Genomic DNA, 18,261 nt, shown 5'->3' with positions numbered 1-18,261 from the left:
TTATAAATACATAATGAGCTTAAGTCATTTGAGCCTCAAATATTTTCGTAATATTGAGGCACTGACGCTAGAACCAGTTAACGGCGTTAATATAATTTATGGTGAAAACGGCAGCGGAAAAACCAGCCTTTTAGAGGCTATTTATTACCTTTCTCACGGCAAATCTTTCCGAACCTCTAAACATAAAAGCATCATCGCCCATCAACAAGATCAGTTTGTTATTCATGGCCGCAAAGCGTTACACGATTTATCTATTCCAATAGGGATAAGTAAAACCCAAACGGGTGAAACCAATTTAAAAATACAGGGTAAGGCGAGTCGAAAAGTATCTGAACTTGCTCAACTTATGCCAGTGCAAGTTATTACACCAGAAAGCTATTCATTATTTTTTGGTGGCCCTAAAGAGCGCAGAAAATTTTTAGACTTAGGTTTGTTCCACGTGGAACATGAGTTTTTTTTCTTGTGGCAATCGTTTAATAAAGTGCTTAAACAGCGAAATGCATTGTTGAAATCTAAGCCTAAGAATTATTTTGACCAAATCAAGTTTTGGGACAAAGAATTTGTTAGACTGGCTGAACAAATAAATAAATTAAGAATCGCGTATATAACTAGGTTTAAGCAGCAGTTTTTTGATAAAATGTGTGCAGAATTAACGCTAATACGTGATCTAGAAATTAGCTTTAATGCAGGCTGGAAAGAGACCGAATCTCTTTCTGATGCGTTAGAGCAAAGCTTTGAGCGAGATGCTCGCCAAGGCTTTACTAGTAAAGGCCCTCATAAGGCTGATTTTAGTTTTAGTGTCGCTGGCAGCAGTGTTGAGAATGTATTCTCACGCGGGCAGTTAAAGTTATTGTTGTATGCGTTAAAAGTAACGCAAAATAGTTTAATTGAGTCAGAGACAGATAAGCAATCTATATTGCTAATAGATGATTTACCTTCAGAGCTAAGCGAAGATACAAAAGAGAAAGTGGGTCAGTTATTGACTCATTGCAGTTCTCAAATATTTATTTCTTCAATTTTATCTGAAAGTATTTCTGCTGTGGTGGAACCCATGAAACGAGAACTAAAAATGTTCCACGTGAAACATGGCAACCTAATAACAAGATAAGTGGGATTAACCATGTCTGAGAATTATGATTCGTCGAGTATTAAAGTACTTAAAGGATTAGATGCAGTAAGAAAGCGTCCTGGTATGTATATAGGGGACACCGATGATGGTACGGGCTTACACCACATGGTGTTTGAGGTCGTTGATAACTCTATCGATGAGGCCTTAGCCGGTCACTGTGATGATATATTTGTCACAATTCACTTAGACGGTTCGGTATCTGTAAGAGATAACGGCCGTGGTATTCCTACTTCTATACATGAAGAAGAAGGTGTATCTGCAGCTGAAGTTATTATGACGGTATTACACGCTGGTGGTAAGTTTGATGATAACTCTTATAAAGTATCAGGTGGCTTACACGGTGTTGGTGTATCGGTAGTAAATGCATTATCAGAAAAGTTAAAACTAACTATTCGTCGTGAAGGTAAACTTTACGAGCAGTTTTACACTATGGGTGTTCCAGATGCACCACTTGCAGCTATTGGTGATTCTGAAACAACCGGTACTGAGTTACGTTTTTGGCCAAGTGCAGAAACGTTTACTAACCTAGATTTCCATTACGATATTTTAGCTAAGCGTTTACGCGAGTTATCGTTTTTGAACTCAGGTGTGAGCATCATTTTAAATGATGAGCGCGAAGAAAATAAGAGTGACCATTTTAAATACGAAGGTGGTATTAGAGCGTTCGTTGAATACTTAAACCGTAATAAAACGCCTGTACACAAAGGGGTATTCCACTTTACTCACGAACGTGAAGAAGACGGTATTAGTGTAGAAGTATCAATGCAGTGGAATGATGCGTTCCAAGAAAACATTTACTGTTTTACTAATAACATTCCACAACGTGATGGTGGTACTCACTTAGCTGGTTTTAGATCTGCGCTAACACGTACGCTGAATAACTACATGGAAAAAGAAGGCTTTAACAAAAAAGCTAAAACAACCAGTAACGCAACGGGCGATGATGCTCGTGAAGGCTTAACGGCTGTTGTTAGTGTTAAAGTGCCTGATCCTAAGTTCTCATCACAGACAAAAGACAAGCTAGTATCTAGTGAAGTTAAGTCTGCCGTTGAGCAAGCCATGGCTGAAAAATTCACTGAGTTTTTATTAGAAAACCCAATGGATGCTAAAATTGTTGTTGGCAAAATTATTGATGCAGCACGCGCGCGTGAAGCAGCCCGTAAAGCACGTGAAATGACCCGCCGTAAAGGTGCTATGGATTTAGCTGGTTTACCGGGTAAACTAGCGGATTGCCAAGAAAAAGATCCAGCCCAATCTGAACTATATATAGTGGAGGGTGACTCAGCTGGCGGTTCAGCCAAGCAGGGTCGTAACCGTAAGAATCAAGCGATTCTTCCGCTTAAAGGTAAAATCTTAAACGTAGAAAAAGCACGTTTTGATAAAATGCTTTCTTCACAAGAAGTGGCAACGCTAATTACTGCACTAGGTTGTGGTATTGGCCGTGACGAATATAACCCTGAAAAATTACGTTATCATCGCATCATTATCATGACCGATGCCGACGTGGATGGTTCTCACATTCGTACCTTGCTACTAACGTTCTTCTATCGTCAAATGCCGGAAATTGTTGAACGTGGGTACATTTATATTGCTCAGCCTCCACTTTATAAAGTGAAAAAAGGCAAGCAAGAGCGTTATATTAAAGATGATCCAGCATTAGTTGATTACCTTACATCTTTAGCGCTAAGCAATGCAGCACTGTACACTAGTGATAGTGCTGAAGCGGTTGATGGTGAAGCATTAGAGTCAATTGTTCACGATTATCAAAATACGGTTAAAGTTATCGAACGCTTAAAGCGTAAGTATCCGAACACAGTTATGAACCGTTTGATTTACCAAAGTGAGCTGAAAAAAGAAGACCTTTCAGACGAAGCTAAGGTAATTGCTTGGACTAAAGAGCTGGTTGATGACTTAATTGAACGTGACGAAGATGCAACTATTTTCCATGCGGGAACTGAGCACGATACAGAGCGTAACGTGTATTATCCAGTTGTGAATATTCGTCAGCATGGTGTGGATAAAGCACATGTACTTCATTATGACTTTATTACATCAAGAGACTACCAACGCATTGCTGTAACAGGTAAAAACATTGCTAATATCATCACAGAGGGTGCATATATCCAACGTGGTGAGAAAACAAAACCTGTTGATAACTTTGTGGATGCATTGGAATGGTTGATCGCAGAGTCTAAGCGCGGGATCTACATTCAACGCTATAAAGGACTGGGTGAAATGAATCCAAATCAGCTTTGGGAAACCACCATGGATCCAAGCGCACGCCGTATGTTGCAAGTAACAATTGAAGATGCTGTTGCAGCGGATCAATTATTTGCCACTTTAATGGGCGATCAAGTTGAGCCGCGTCGTGAGTTTATTGAAACGAACGCACTGCGTGTGGTTAACTTAGACGTATAAAACATTATCGTAATCACAAAAAAGGAGCCCTAGGCTCCTTTTTTATTTTTTCAAACGCACAAACTGCTTAAAACCTGAGTGTGCACAAGGTATACTGAGGGTAATTTTCACGCTACTTCTCAGATAGTAAAAAGCCAAATATGCAAAAATATGACGTTAAAACCTTTCAAGGTTTGATCCTGGCTTTACAGGATTATTGGGCACAGCAAGGCTGTGTCATTATTCAACCACTTGACATGGAAGTGGGCGCAGGGACATTTCACCCGCAAACATTTTTAAAATCAATTGGCCCAGAGCCAATGTCGAGCGCATACGTTCAACCGTGTCGTCGTCCTACCGATGGCCGTTACGGTGAGAACCCAAACCGCTTGCAACATTACTACCAATTCCAAGTTGTGTTAAAACCATCGCCAGAAAATATTCAAGAGCTTTACTTAGGTTCTTTAGCTGCTGTAGGTATTGATACCCTAACTGACGAAGTTCGCTTTGTAGAAGATAACTGGGAATCACCTACATTAGGTGCGTGGGGCCTAGGTTGGGAAATTTGGTTAAATGGCATGGAGGTAACGCAGTTTACCTACTTCCAGCAAGTGGGCGGTTTAGAATGCTCACCGGTAACGGGTGAGATTACTTACGGCCTAGAGCGTTTAGCAATGTACATTCAAGGCGTAGATAGCATTTACGACCTAGTATGGGCAGACGGCCCATTTGGGCGCGTAACTTACGGTGATGTGTTCCATCAAAATGAAGTTGAGCAATCAACCTATAACTTTGAACATGCAAACGTAGCCGACTTATTTGAACAATTTGATAAATGTGAAGCTGAGAGCCAAAAGCTAATTGAAGCAAGCCTACCATTACCAGCCTACGAGCAAGTAATGAAAGCATCGCACGCATTTAACTTATTAGACGCACGCCATGCTATTTCAGTAACCGAGCGTCAACGTTATATTTTACGCGTTCGTGCGTTATCAAAAGCGTGTGCACAAAGTTATTACGATGCACGTGAAGCACTTGGTTTCCCGCTGTGTAAGGATAAGTAAGCATGTCAGCAGAAAATTTATTAGTAGAAATTGGCACCGAAGAGTTGCCACCAAAAGCACTTCGTAAATTAGCCGAAGCCTTTGCTGCAAACTTAACAGCAGAATTAGAAAGTCTAGAACTAGGTCACCAAGGTGTGAACTGGTATGCATCGCCACGTCGTTTAGGTTTACAAGTAAAAGCACTTGAAGCTAAACAACAAGACAAAGAAGTTGAAAAACGTGGCCCTGCAACTAAAGCCGCTTTTGATGCTGAGGGTAACCCAACTAAAGCAGCCATGGGTTGGGCTCGTGGTTGCGGTATTGAAGTAAAAGATGCGCAAACACTAGAAACAGATAAGGGCGCATGGTTATTGCACATTGCTAAAGTAGCAGGGCAAGAAACCAAAACGTTAATGACCGACGCTATAAGCAAAGCGCTCGCTAAACTACCTATCCCTAAACCAATGCGTTGGGGTGCGAATAAAACACAATTTATTCGTCCTGTGCATACGGTAACTATTTTATTCGGTAGTGAACTGGTTGAGGGTGAAATTCTTGGTAAGCAAGTGAGTAATCAACTGCAAGGCCATCGTTTTCATCACCCTGAAAAAATTAGCATTGATCATGCTGATGATGTGTTTGATGTACTTAAATCAGCTTACGTTGTTGCTGACTACGAACAGCGTAAAGCACAGATTCGCGCGCAAATAGAAGATGCAGCCAAAGCAGTTAATGCCGTTGTTGCCATGGATGAAGACTTACTTGAAGAAGTTACTTCATTGGTAGAATGGCCAGTAACGCTAACAGCCACATTTGAAGAAGCATTTTTAGATGTACCTGCTGAAGCGCTTATTTACACCATGAAAGACGATCAGAAATACTTTCCGTTATTAGATCAAGACGGCAAACTTTTAAATAAGTTTTTGTTTGTCTCTAACATCGAAAGTAAAGATCCTAGTGTAGTTATTTCTGGTAACGAAAAAGTAGTGCGCCCGCGTTTAGCCGATGCGCAGTTCTTCTTTGAAACAGATAAAAAGAAAACATTAGAAAGCCGTTTAGAATCTCTTGATAGTGTATTGTTCCAAAAACAACTTGGTACGCTTAAAGACAAGTCACAGCGTATTAGTGAACTAGCTGGTTACATTGCCGAGCAACTTGGTGCCGACAAAGAGCTAGCAGCGCGTGCAGGCTTATTAAGTAAAACAGACTTAATGACCGAAATGGTAATGGAATTTACCGACGTACAAGGTGTAATGGGAATGCATTACGCGCGTCACGATGGTGAAGCAGAAGAAGTTGCAGTGGCACAAAACGAACAATACATGCCACGTTTTGCCGGTGATAACTTACCAACTAATGTGATCAGTTGTGCAGTCGCCATTGCCGATAAGTTTGATACGCTGGTGGGTATTTTTGGCATAGGCCAAGCACCAAAAGGTGATAAAGACCCATTTGCACTTCGTCGTGCTGCTATTGGTGCATTACGTATCATGGTAGAAAAACAGCTACCGCTTGATATTTTAGACCTGGTTGCTAAATCACAAACCTTGTTTGGTGAAAAGCTGACTAACCTAAATGTATCAACGGATGTGTTTGACTTTATGCTAGGGCGCTTCCGTGCTTGGTATCAAGACGAAGGCATTGAAGTAGATGTGATTCAAGCCGTACTAGCGCGTCGTCCAACGAAGCCTGTTGACTTTGATCGCCGAGTTAAAGCCGTAAGTCATTTCCGTACATTAGACGCCGCAGAATCGCTTGCAGCGGCTAATAAGCGTGTAAGTAATATTCTGGCTAAGAATGACATTACAAGCCAAGGCAATGTCGATCAGAGCTTACTCAGTGATGATGCTGAAAAAGTATTGGCTTCGCAAGTTGCAAAATTTGCCACTGATTTAGCACCACTGTACAGCGATGGAAACTACCAAGAGGCATTGAGCCAATTAGCAGGCATTCGTGAGAGTGTTGATAACTTTTTTGACAATGTCATGGTAATGGCTGACGATGAAGCTGTTAAGCAAAACCGTCTTGCGCTTTTAAGCCAGCTTAGCGGGTTATTTTTAGAAATTGCAGATATTTCTGTATTACAAAAATAACAGCTTATAGCTATTTAACAAGCCAGCATTATGCTGGCTTTTTAGTATTCACTGTATGCAAAGGATACAAATGATGATCTCTATAAAACGAATTTTAACGTTAGCAATGGCTGGTTTACTTACGGCCTGTACCAGCCAAATTTCGATTAACGACGTGTTGCCGCAGCAAGAATTGGATCGCAGTATTTATTTAAGAGGGGATTTCACATTATGGGATGCAGAACCTCAATATCAATTTAAACAAGTCGGCCCTTCGCTTTACCAAGCCCAAGTTAAATTTTCGACCCCAGGTAAAGTGTACGAGTTTAAAATAGCCGATGCAGATTTTAGTGAAGGTTTTAACTGTGGCTACAGCGATTCACAGCCATCAGGACAAAGCCTAACACTTGGCCAATCAACGCGCGCCGATTGTAATACCATTTATAATTACTTTAGCTACACACCCGCAATCAAAGGGTCGTACATAGTCAGCATTGATTTTAGTGACTACGATAAGCCGCAAGTAACGATAACTAAGAAGTAAGAGCAGTAAGCTATAAGCAGTCAGTCGTTAGCTTAAATATAAAATAAAAAACCGTGCTTGATTTAACAAACACGGTTTTTTAATTTTTAGCTGATAGCTGATAGCTGATAGCTGATAGCTGATTACAACCCTTTCTTCACCACATACCTATACGGTGATTCTTCGACTTCTTTAGCCACTAGCGTGTGATCCATAAAGGTACAAAAGCTGGGAATGTCGCGGGTGGTTGAAGGGTCGTCGGCAATAATAAGCAGTGTTTCACCATCGCTCATTTTACGAATCGCAGCGCGTACCATCATCACCGGCTCTGGGCAACGAAGGCCGATGGCATCTAATTGGTGATCGGGGTTATCAAAGCTCATAAAAATTACCTGTAAAAATAGTCGCGGCTTGGTTAGGTCGGGTAGTTTAGCGTAAATAAAGCTGTTGGTTAACTATTTTACGTATAACAAAACAGCTCAACTTATTAATAGATAATCTGAAATAAGTTTAATGCACCCGATCACATTATTCATTTTAAACCTGCAAAAGCTGGTGGCATAAAAAAGGCGAACTAACTTGCGCTAGTTCGCCTTTTAATCACCAAGATGGTTTTACATGTTAAAAACTAATTAGTCTTGAACACGTTCAAATACAGTGGCAATGCCTTGGCCTAAACCAATACACATAGTTGCTAAACCGTATTTTGCGTTTTTGTCTTCCATTAAATGAATAAGCGAGGTGCTAATACGTGAACCCGAACAACCCAGAGGGTGACCAAGTGCGATAGCGCCGCCGTTTAAATTCACTTTTTCGTCAACCACGTCTGCTAAACCTAGGTCTTTAAGTACAGGCAGTGATTGTGCTGCGAATGCTTCGTTAAGCTCAGCTACGTCAATGTCATCAATGGTAATACCGGCTTGTGCTAATGCTTTTTTACTTGCAGGTACTGGGCCGTAACCCATGATTGATGGATCGCAACCGGCAACAGCCATAGCGCGAATACGTGCACGAATTGGTAAGCCCAATTCGTTTGCTTTTTCTTCGCTCATTACTAACATAGCTGATGCGCCATCAGAAAGTGCAGAAGATGTACCCGCAGTAACAGAACCCGTAGCAGGATTAAATACTGGACGCAGCTGCGATAAACCTTCAACAGTTGTTTCTGGACGAATTACTTCATCATCTTCAACAAGAATAAGTGAACCGTCAGCATCGTGACCTTCCATTGCTAAAATTTCGCGGCGGAAACGGCCTTCAACAGTCGCTGCATGAGCGCGTTGATGCGAGCGGTAAGCAAATTCATCTTGTTGCTCACGGCTAATACCGTGAATAGTAGCAAGGTACTCAGCGGTTAAACCCATAGAGCCAGATGCTTGTGCAATTGATGTAGCTAAGCCTGGGTGAAAGTCGTTACCGTGAGTCATAGGCACGTGACCCATGTGCTCAACGCCACCAATTAGGTATGTGTCGCCAGCGCCAGTCATAATTGCGCGAGCAGCGTCATGCAATGCTTGCATTGATGAGCCACATAAACGGTTAACTGTAGTTGCTGGCACTGAATGTGGAATGCCTGCAAGTAGAGATGCGTTACGTGCAACGTTAAAGCCTTGCTCTAATGTTTGCTGTACACAGCCCCAATAAATATCGTCAATTGACGCAGGGTCAACTGCCGGATTACGTTCTAATAAGCCTTTCATTAAATGAGCGCTTAAGTCTTCCGCACGTTTGTTTTTAAATACGCCGCCTTTTGAGCGACCCATTGGTGTGCGGATACAATCTACAATTACTGGATTATTCATGATATTAACCTTCCACCTTATAGAAAACACGGCCTTCTTCAGCCCACTTGCGAGTTTGCTCTGATACTTGGTAAATCGCACCTAGGTGAGCGTATTTGTCAGCAGTTGCTACAAAGTTAGCTAAACCTGTTTGATCTAAGTAACGGAACGCGCCGCCTCTAAATGGAGGGAAACCAACACCGTATACAAGTGCCATATCAGCTTCTTGAGGAGAAGCAACAATGCCTTCTTGTAAACAAAGTAGCACTTCGTTGATCATTGGGATCATACAACGGTCAATGATTTCTTGTTTATCAAATTCTTTTGGTGCGTCTGTAATTGGTGCAAGTAGTTCAATCGCTGTTTGGTCATGTGACTTTTTAAGACGACCGCGACGATCTGTTTCGTACTTATAGAAACCTGCTTTGTTCTTTTGACCAAAACGTTTTTCGTTAGCAAAAACAGTCACTGGGTCTTTATCTGCACGTGCCATACGCTCAGGGAAACCGTCTGCCATTACACCTGTACAATGATAAGCCGTATCAATACCTACAACATCAAGTAGGTAAGCCGGGCCCATTGGCCAGCCAAATACGTTTTCCATTACTTTATCTACTTTTGCAAAGTTAGCGCCTTCAACCACTAATTTGCTAAATCCAGCAAAGTAAGGGAATAAAACACGGTTTACAAAAAAGCCTGGGCAATCGTTAACAACAATCGGTGATTTACCTAGTTTGAGGGCATAATCAACCACGGCATTAATCGTTTTATCTGAGGTTTTTGCACCACGGATAATTTCTACTAATGGCATTTTTGGTACTGGGTTGAAAAAGTGCATACCACAGAAGTTTTCTGGCTTATCAAGCGCTTCTGCAAGTAGGTCGATACAAATAGTCGATGTATTTGACGTAAGTACCGTGCCTTCTGGCATATTCTTTTCAAGATCAGCAAGTACGGCTTGCTTCACTTTAGGGTTTTCTACTACGGCTTCAACAATAATGTTGGCGTTTTGTAGGTCTGCATCGTTAAGCGTTGGCTTGATTTTGCTAAGCGTTGCTAGCATTTTTTCCATCGGCATGTGGCCGCGCTTCACTTTTGCACCTAATAGTTTAGATGCTTCACCCATACCTAAATCTAGCGCATCCTGTTGGATGTCTTTCATTATGATTGGTGTGCCTTTATAAGCAGACTGGTATGCAATACCGCCACCCATAATACCTGCGCCTAATACTGCCGCTTGTTTAATTTCTACATCGCTGTGCTTAGCAAATTTACGTGCTTTACCTTTAATGTATTGGTCTGCTAAAAAGATACCCGTTTGAGCAGCAGCTTCACTAGTACGTGCTAGTTTTGCAAAGTTGGCATTTTCAATTGCCATTGCTTCGGCGCGTGAGCTGTTTGCTGCTGCTTTAATAGTGCGAACTGCCATAACTGGAGCAGGATAGTGGCCTTTGGTTTTACCCATTACCATACCTTCTGCCATTGCAAAGCTCATGCCTTGCTCAACACGGTTTAATTTAAGCGGTTGTAATTTTACAGCACGTTTTGCTTGCCAATCTAGCTTGCCAGCAATCGCTAATTCTAGTGTTGCTAAACTTGACTCTTGTAGTTTGTTGGCACTAACTACCGCGTCAAATGCACCTACTTTAAGGGCGTCAGCAGCGCGATTTTCGTTACCTGTGGTGATCCACATCATCGCGTTATCGGCACCAATAATGCGCGGAAGGCGCACTGTACCGCCAAAACCAGGCATTATGCCTAATTTAACTTCTGGTAAGCCCATTTTTGCTGAGTCACTTGCAACACGATAATCGGTAGCAAGTGCCCACTCACAGCCGCCGCCAAGCGCCAAGCCGTTTATAACACTGAGTGTTGGGAATGGTAAGTCTTCAATTGCATCAAAAACGTCAGTTGCATCTTTGATCCACGTTACTAATTCTGCTTCAGGCTTAGTAAAAGTAGGTAAAAATTCGAAGATATCGGCACCAATAATAAAGTGGTCTTTATCACTGGTAAAAATCATGCCTTTAATATCAGTGTTAGCGGCTAATTCTTTTAATGCTGCCGCGCAATCTGAAAGAGTTTGTTGAGATAATGTGTTTACAGAACCTGTAGCACAAAACTTAAACTCGGCGATGTTTTCCTTCACGAAGCTAACTTCAAAGGAATCGCTTTTATATAACATTATTATTCTCCCTAGTTGATGAACTAAGACTGGTACGATGAGTTCATATTCAGACCAGTGTGCTTGCTTTAATTTAAAAATGCAACGAAAAATTTATCTTGGTTACAAACGTCTGGTTAAAATATAGCTGGTTTGGTGCTAAGGTGGGTTTGAAAGTTTTCTTTATTCATTTTATTGCGCTGTCTTGGTGTTTATAGCTTGGGTTTTATCAAAGTAAATAAAATAGAGTTACAGTGCCTGCGCTGTTTTTTTATTTACCCATAGCCACACTCTTGTCAGCCTTGAAGGTAACTATGCCCTAAAGGACATTATGAAAAAATATTTATTAAGCGTAGCGGCAGCGACTCTATTTTTATCTTTTCCCTCTGCCAACGCAAATACCGAACTTGATGCATTTTTAGATGCAGAAAAACAAGCCCGCTATGGTGATTACAATAGCTTTAAAGAAGCGGTAGACTCATTGTCTCACCCACTTAAGCCCTATGTAGAAAAAGCCTATTGGCAGCGCTACCCCAGTTTAAAACACCAAACAGAAATAGAAAACTTCCTCACTATTTATGAACACACTCCATTAGAGTGGCCAGTGCGCAAAGCATGGTTAAATTATTTAAAGCGCAGAAATAAAAAAGCAGCATTTATTAAAAACTACCGTGAAACCTCTGACACTGAGCTTAGTTGTACCCACCTTAGTTATCAACTTGATTTAGGAGCGCCTAAAAAAGCAATACTCTCGCAGGTAACCGACATTTGGACGGTAGGCGAGTCACAACCTAGTGAATGTGACGGGCTTTTTAAGCGTTGGCGACAAAATGGTTATTTAACCCCTGATGTTGTGTGGCATCGTGTTACTTTAGCGGCACAAGGGGGCTCTTATCGTTTATTGCCTTATTTAAAAACCTTATTGCCAGCCAAGGAGCGTTATTTAGCTGATTTATATTCCAAGGTAAGGCGCGATCCTAGTGCTGCTGCAGGCCTTTACCGCTATAAACGTAAAACAGCCAAAGAAGGGGAAATAGCGCTTTATGGTATTAAGCGTTTAATTTGGCGTGATAAAGAACTGGCATTAAAGGCGTGGCAAAAAATCGAAGACATGTTTGACTTCGCTGATGATGAAAAAGCAGACGTATATTATACCTTTGCGCTGTCGTTGGCGTCGAGCGGCCATAGTCAGGCGAGCTTTTATTTAAATAAAGTCCCTAAAGCGCGTCAAGACCGTAAATTAATGCAATGGCAACTAGCCAATATGCTTAAAACTCAAGATTGGGAAGGCATTGCGGCATTTTTTACCGGAAAAGAAAACCTTAGCTTAGGGCAACAGTATTGGCTTGCATATAGTTATGACAAACGCGCAGAGCATGAAAAAGCTAAGGCAATTTGGAGCAAGGTAGCCGCTAACCGTGATTATTACGGTTTTTTAGCCGCTGCTCGCTTAGGGTTACCGGTTGATTTAAATGAGCTACCAGTCAATGTAAATCAAGCCTTAGTGACAAAAGTCAGTAATGCACCAGGCTTTAAGCGTGCTAAGGCACTATATGAACTTGAGCGATTTACAGCGGCCCGACGTGAATGGAATTATCTAACCAACACTTCTGAAGATGATGAAAAGCTAGCAGCGTCAGTGCTTGCGGCAGAACTTGATTGGTTTGATAGTACAATATTTACCCTAGCAAAAATAAAAGCATGGGATTATGTTGATTTGCGTTTTCCATTTGCGTTTCAAGAAATGTTTGAGCGCTACAGTAATCGTAGCAAAATAGATTTAACTTGGAGTATCGCTATTGCGCGTCGAGAAAGCTCATTTGCACCCGATGCCCGTTCTCATGCAAATGCACGCGGGTTAATGCAGTTATTACCAAGCACCGCAAAATATATTAACAAAGGCGATGTATCTAACCGTCGGTTGTATCAGCCAAAAACCAATATTCGACTTGGTACCCGCTATTTACAGTATTTAAAAAAGAAAAATCACGGTAACGAGGTGTTGGCAACAGCATCCTATAACGCCGGATATCACCGAATTAAGCGTTGGCTACCAGAGGAAGCGATGCCCGCAGAGCTATGGGTTGAGCTTATTCCATATAGAGAAACTCGAGACTACGTAAAAAACGTATTTGCGTATCGGCAGGTTTATCACACTCGCCTTGGCCGAGAGGGGAATTTACTCGCGCCACTATTAGAGATGACCATGGGCGGGTAGTAAAAATAAATCTACAACAGCAGAGGGATATTTACACGGTAACTATCCCTCTTTTTTGAGAGCTTTGTTTATAAGTGGTAGACTCAGAGCAAGTTAAATTTAACAGATGGGTTTATTATGGAAAAATTAGCCGTATTATACGCCGAACATATTGCAACATTGCAGCAGCGTACACGTACTATTTGTGAGCAAGAAGGGTTAGAAGGATTAGTCATTCATTCAGGCCAAGCTAAGCGCCAATTTTTAGATGATATGTATTACCCGTTTAAAGTTAACCCCCATTTTAAAGCGTGGTTACCGGTTATTGATAATCCGCATTGCTGGATTGTGGTAAATGGTAGCGATAAGCCAAAGCTTATTTTTTATCGTCCAATTGATTTTTGGCATAAAGTACCTGATGAACCAAGAGATTTTTGGGCAGAGTACTTCGATATTGAATTGCTACTAAAGCCTGATCAGGTTGAAAAACTACTTCCTTACGATAAAGCTAAATTTGCCTACATTGGTGAATACCTAGAAGTAGCCCAAGCACTTGGTTTTAGCATCATGAATCCTGAGCCAGTACTTAACTATATTCATTATCACCGTGCTTATAAAACGCAATATGAACTTGAATGTTTACGTAATGCGAACCGTATTGCAGTAGATGGCCACAAAGCGGCGCGTGATGCGTTTTTTAATGGTGGTAGCGAGTTTGATATTCAGCAGGCGTACTTAATGGCAACGCGTCAAAGCGAAAATGAAATGCCATATGGCAACATTGTGGCCCTTAACGAAAACTGCGCTATTTTGCACTACACCCATTTTGAGCCAAAAGCACCGCAAACACATAACTCATTTTTAATTGATGCGGGCGCTAACTTTAATGGTTACGCTGCAGATATTACCCGTACCTACGACTTTAAAAAGCAAGGCGAGTTTGCTGATCTAGTTAAAGCAATGACGGCGCATCAGATTGAGTTAGGCAAAAGCTTAAAACCAGGTGTACTGTATGGCGAGCTACACATTGACTGCCATAACCGCATTGCACAGTTACTAAGTGACTTTGATATTGTTAAGTTACCTGCAGCTGAAATTGTTGAGCGTCAAATTACCTCAACCTTCTTTCCTCATGGCTTAGGGCATCATTTAGGTGCACAGGTACATGATGTAGGTGGCTTTATGCGTGATGAAACCGGTGCACATCAGGCACCACCAGAGGGTCATCCATTTTTACGCTGCACTCGCTTAATTGAGAAAAACCAAGTGTTTACTATTGAGCCAGGTTTGTACTTTATCGACTCTTTGTTGGGTGATTTAGCACAAACAGACAACAAGCAGTTTATTAACTGGGAAAAAGTAGAAGCGTTTAAACCATTTGGCGGCATTCGTATTGAAGATAATATTATTGTTCACGAAGACAGCCTAGAAAATATGACGCGTGATTTATTACTCGACTAATATTTAACTAATAACAGTTTATATTATTCACGAAAGGGGCCTGTTGGCCCCATTTTTAATTTAACAGCCAAGTAAGCGCTATGTCAGAATATAAATACCCAGCCGACGATGTTTTTCATCAAGAAGAAATTAAAAAAAGTACCTTTATTGTGCATATAGGCCACACGCCTGATTTAAACTCTGCGAAAGCCTTTATTAAAAACATTGAAGAAAAATACAGTGATGCACGCCATAATTGTTGGGCGCATGTTGCGGGTAATCCTGGTGGAAGCCATGTTTATGGTTTTTCTGACGATGGAGAGCCAAATGGCACCGCCGGTAAACCTATGCTCAACGTGCTGGTGGGCTCTGGTCTAGGTGAAGTAACTGCTGTGGTAACACGATATTTTGGTGGTATAAAGCTTGGTACCGGTGGATTAGTTCGTGCTTATGGTGGCTCACTTAATAATGCCTTAGCAAAATTACAAACAGTGGTAAAAGTACCCAGCATTGAGCTGGTTGGCTTTAGTGAATACAGTATGCAAGGCGCAATAGAACAGCACTTAAAAACCAACTTTCAGGTACTTAATATTGAAAAGCAGTTTACGGCAAATATTGAGTGGAGTATTACTATTGATAGCCGCCAAGCACAGCAAGCATGCAAAGATATTTTTGATTTAAGTCACGGCGCAGTTGAGTTAACAATCAAAGAGTAATAGTCTTACATCCATCCTATTTAATCACTACAGATTAAATTTTCGAGTCATACAGTAGTTATTTTAATTTACTAATAAAAAAGCGATACGCTCAATGCAATTTCGTACCATCATAAAAATTCTTGGCCAACTGGTCGCGCTATTTAGTATTACAATGGTGCCACCAGCACTCGTGTCTTTAATTTATAAAGATGGCGGAGGGGTACCGTTTGTTTTAGCCTTTATATTTAGCGTTATTATTGGCTTAATGGCTTACTATCCAAATAGGCATGAGCATGGTGATTTAAAAGCACGCGAAGGCTTCTTAATTGTGGTTTTGTTTTGGTTGGTATTAGGGGCGTTTGCGTCATTGCCGCTGATATTTTTACAAGAACCCAACCTCTCTTTGGCCGATGCAGTGTTTGAAGCTTTCTCAGGCTTAACTACCACAGGGGCGACCGTATTAACTGGCATAGAATACTTGCCTAAATCGGTATTATTTTATCGCCAGCAATTACAGTGGTTTGGTGGGATGGGGATCATTGTATTAGCAGTAGCCATACTGCCAATGCTTGGCGTCGGTGGTATGCAGTTGTACCGAGCTGAAATTCCTGGCCCAGTAAAAGACTCCAAAATGACCCCGCGTATTGCCGATACAGCTAAGCACCTTTGGTATATTTACGTATCTATTACTCTTGCGTGTACTTTGGCGTATTGGAGCGCAGGGATGAACTGGTTTGACGCTATATGCCATGCCTTTTCTACAGTTGCTATTGGTGGTTTTTCTACTTATGACGCGTCAATGGGGCACTTTGATAGCCCTGTAATTAACTTTATTTGTGTGTTCTTTTTAATTATAGCCGCTATTAACTTTTCACTACATTATGCCGCTGTAGCGAGCCGTAGTATTAGTGTGTACATTCGCGACCCTGAGTTTAAAGTATTCTTGTGTATTCAGTTAGCGCTGGTGGTAATTTGCTTTACTGTGCTTTCGTCTCATGATGTTTATGCAAATGGTGATGAAACCCTCGATCAGGCCTTGTTTCAAGCGGTGTCTATTAGTAGTACTGCTGGGTTTGCCACAGATAATTTTTCAGCTTGGCCGTTGTTTTTACCTATTTTACTTATTTTTTCGAGCTTTATTGGCGGCTGTGCGGGTTCTACCGGTGGCGGTATGAAAGTTGTTCGCGTGTTTTTGTTGTACTTGCAAGGGATACGAGAGCTTAACCGCCTAGTACATCCTCGAGCTATATATTCAATAAAGCTCGGTCGTAAGGCCTTACCTGACAAAGTAGTTGAAGCGGTATGGGGCTTTTTCTCAGCTTATGCACTAGTCTTTATTATTATAATGTTAGCGTTAATGGGCACAGGGTTAGACAACATTACCGCATTCTCTGCAACAGCAGCCTGCCTTAATAACTTGGGCCCAGGTTTGGGTGACGTAGCCTCTCATTATGGTGCGATTAGTGATGCCGCTAAATGGATACTAACAGTCGCTATGGTATTCGGCCGGTTAGAGATATTTACACTGTTAGTATTATTTACCCCAACATTTTGGCGTGGATAATGTTTTAAATATTAGGAAGGAACTATGCAAAAAACCAATTTGGAAAAGTTAAACCAAATCGTCACAGGTGGCATAGTCGATGTAGAAATACTGACACCAACCAGTAGCCGACGTGTAAAAACGGAGTTTATTGGTTTATTAGAAAACAAATTTATTATTTTAAACTATCCCAGCGCTAAGCGACTTCCTATGGCAAGTGATTACCTGCGTGATGGTGTTATGGTAGTAGTAAGAGCGCTTATAGAGGGCAGTGGCGGGCACGTGATTGCGTTTCGTCAGCAACTTATGTCTGTAGCCTCTCACCCTGCTAAATTGTTGTTTATTCAATACCCTTCACAAGTGCAGTTGTTTGGGCTGCGCTCACAAGCACGCATACCCACGTTGTTTCCTGCTAAGTTAACATTAACCGATGAGCAGCCTCCCTTTGAAGGGGTTATAAAAGACATTTCGCTCACCGGAGTTATGTTTGATATTAAAACAACCCAAGCACTCGATGAGTTAAAAGACATGCGCTGTACGGTTGTATTTGATGGTGATACTAAGCATGAGGGACAAATATGCAGTGTAAAAAAACATGCTAGCGGTATCTGTTGTGGTATTCGATTATTTGCCAGTGAAGAGCAAATGAAAGCGCTAATGGGGGATCATTTTATTGACCCTAGTGCGCTTGAAGTTGAAATAGTTTAGGGGCATATCAAGTTGAACAAGCTTCTATTATAAGTTCAGTATACTCACGTGATTTCGTCATTTTGCAACAAATAGCCTTGTGCGGCTGTAAATTTTCAACGTCACCTTAAATTTATTTTTTAAACCGTTTAAAAACAGCAGCTTAAATTTATTTTTTAATTTTAATTTTTTATTTATAAAAAAATAAATCTCAACTCACCTTCCTTTTTGTTTAATTAACTTGCTTTGTTAGTGGTTTTTCACTGATCGTGTGGTGTTTTTATAAAAACCAACCCATTGTTTTTTAAGGTTTTAATTTTATCGCTTTATTCCGTGTTGCTAAAAAGCAACAAAATAATGAGTAAAATAACGCCACCCAAAGCTATTTTAAGTTTAACTTATTGAAAATAAATTGCTTTTTATTGTTGGCATCGAAGTTGTAATAGTCAGGTTGTATTGAACGAAACGTGATTTAAAGTAAAACACTTAATCGCATAAAACATAAACTTTGAAGGAAGATTGATTATGAAAAGCATTAATAAAACTTTAGCACTTATCGCATTGGCTTCTTCATCAGCTGCTTTTGC

The 18,261-nt window shown here is 41.0% G+C and carries 13 protein-coding genes; 10 read left to right on the top strand and 3 right to left on the bottom strand.

What is annotated here, in order from left to right:
* The first annotated feature begins 13 nt into the window (after positions 1-13).
* The 5 genes from recF (at position 14) to CWB75_RS14485 (ending at position 7,185) form a co-directional block, all read left to right on the top strand.
* Positions 14-1,108 carry a DNA replication/repair protein RecF gene (gene recF / locus CWB75_RS14505; protein WP_075169479.1) on the top strand — a complete coding sequence of 365 codons (1,095 nt, stop codon included), beginning with the start codon at positions 14-16 and terminating at the stop codon, positions 1,106-1,108.
* Positions 1,109-1,120: 12 nt separating this feature from the next.
* Positions 1,121-3,547 (top strand): DNA topoisomerase (ATP-hydrolyzing) subunit B, encoded by a 2,427-nt coding sequence (gene gyrB, locus CWB75_RS14500; RefSeq protein ID WP_138571040.1) that lies wholly within the window; start codon positions 1,121-1,123, stop codon positions 3,545-3,547.
* 140 nt (positions 3,548-3,687) lie between these two features.
* Positions 3,688-4,590, top strand: coding sequence for a glycine--tRNA ligase subunit alpha (glyQ, locus tag CWB75_RS14495; RefSeq protein ID WP_008112959.1), 903 nt, complete (start codon positions 3,688-3,690; stop codon positions 4,588-4,590).
* Positions 4,591-4,592: 2 nt separating this feature from the next.
* Positions 4,593-6,662: a glycine--tRNA ligase subunit beta gene (gene glyS / locus CWB75_RS14490; protein WP_008112957.1), complete on the top strand. Its 2,070-nt coding sequence runs from the start codon at positions 4,593-4,595 to the stop codon at positions 6,660-6,662.
* Between the two features lie 73 nt (positions 6,663-6,735).
* Positions 6,736-7,185 (top strand): early set domain-containing protein, encoded by a 450-nt coding sequence (locus CWB75_RS14485; protein WP_138571045.1) that lies wholly within the window; start codon positions 6,736-6,738, stop codon positions 7,183-7,185.
* Positions 7,186-7,307: 122 nt separating this feature from the next.
* Here CWB75_RS14485 and tusA read toward each other — a convergent pair whose 3' ends face one another.
* The 3 genes from tusA to fadB form a co-directional block, all read right to left on the bottom strand.
* Entirely contained in the window at positions 7,308-7,547 is a 240-nt protein-coding gene (gene tusA / locus CWB75_RS14480; RefSeq protein WP_008112953.1) for a sulfurtransferase TusA, read from the bottom strand.
* A 249-nt stretch (positions 7,548-7,796) separates the two neighbouring features.
* On the bottom strand, positions 7,797-8,966 hold the full coding sequence (fadA, locus tag CWB75_RS14475) for an acetyl-CoA C-acyltransferase FadA (protein WP_054202925.1): 1,170 nt from the start codon (positions 8,964-8,966) through the stop codon (positions 7,797-7,799).
* Between the two features lie 4 nt (positions 8,967-8,970).
* On the bottom strand, positions 8,971-11,130 hold the full coding sequence (fadB, locus tag CWB75_RS14470) for a fatty acid oxidation complex subunit alpha FadB (protein WP_010392724.1): 2,160 nt from the start codon (positions 11,128-11,130) through the stop codon (positions 8,971-8,973).
* 310 nt (positions 11,131-11,440) lie between these two features.
* On the opposite strand from fadB, the gene CWB75_RS14465 reads away from it, so the two are divergent.
* The 5 genes from CWB75_RS14465 to CWB75_RS14445 all read left to right on the top strand — a co-directional run bounded on the left by CWB75_RS14465 (position 11,441) and on the right by CWB75_RS14445 (position 17,695).
* The gene (locus CWB75_RS14465) at positions 11,441-13,327 is read left to right on the top strand and encodes a lytic transglycosylase domain-containing protein (RefSeq protein WP_138571039.1); all 1,887 of its coding nucleotides are present in this window, start codon (positions 11,441-11,443) and stop codon (positions 13,325-13,327) included.
* Positions 13,328-13,444: 117 nt separating this feature from the next.
* Positions 13,445-14,767, top strand: a complete 1,323-nt coding sequence (gene pepQ, locus CWB75_RS14460) for a Xaa-Pro dipeptidase (RefSeq protein WP_010392729.1) — start codon at positions 13,445-13,447, stop codon at positions 14,765-14,767.
* Positions 14,768-14,847: 80 nt separating this feature from the next.
* A complete protein-coding gene (locus CWB75_RS14455; protein ID WP_076920146.1) occupies positions 14,848-15,462 on the top strand; it encodes a YigZ family protein in 615 nt (204 codons plus the stop codon).
* 94 nt (positions 15,463-15,556) lie between these two features.
* The gene (locus tag CWB75_RS14450) at positions 15,557-17,008 is read left to right on the top strand and encodes a TrkH family potassium uptake protein (RefSeq protein WP_138571038.1); all 1,452 of its coding nucleotides are present in this window, start codon (positions 15,557-15,559) and stop codon (positions 17,006-17,008) included.
* Between the two features lie 24 nt (positions 17,009-17,032).
* Positions 17,033-17,695, top strand: a complete 663-nt coding sequence (locus tag CWB75_RS14445) for a flagellar brake domain-containing protein (RefSeq protein ID WP_010392736.1) — start codon at positions 17,033-17,035, stop codon at positions 17,693-17,695.
* Positions 17,696-18,261: the final 566 nt, after the last annotated feature.

The sequence above is a fragment of the Pseudoalteromonas sp. S1608 genome, assembly GCF_005887265.1.
Taxonomy (GTDB): Bacteria; Pseudomonadota; Gammaproteobacteria; order Enterobacterales; family Alteromonadaceae; genus Pseudoalteromonas; species Pseudoalteromonas undina.
This window is presented reverse-complemented; position numbering and strand designations above follow the sequence as displayed.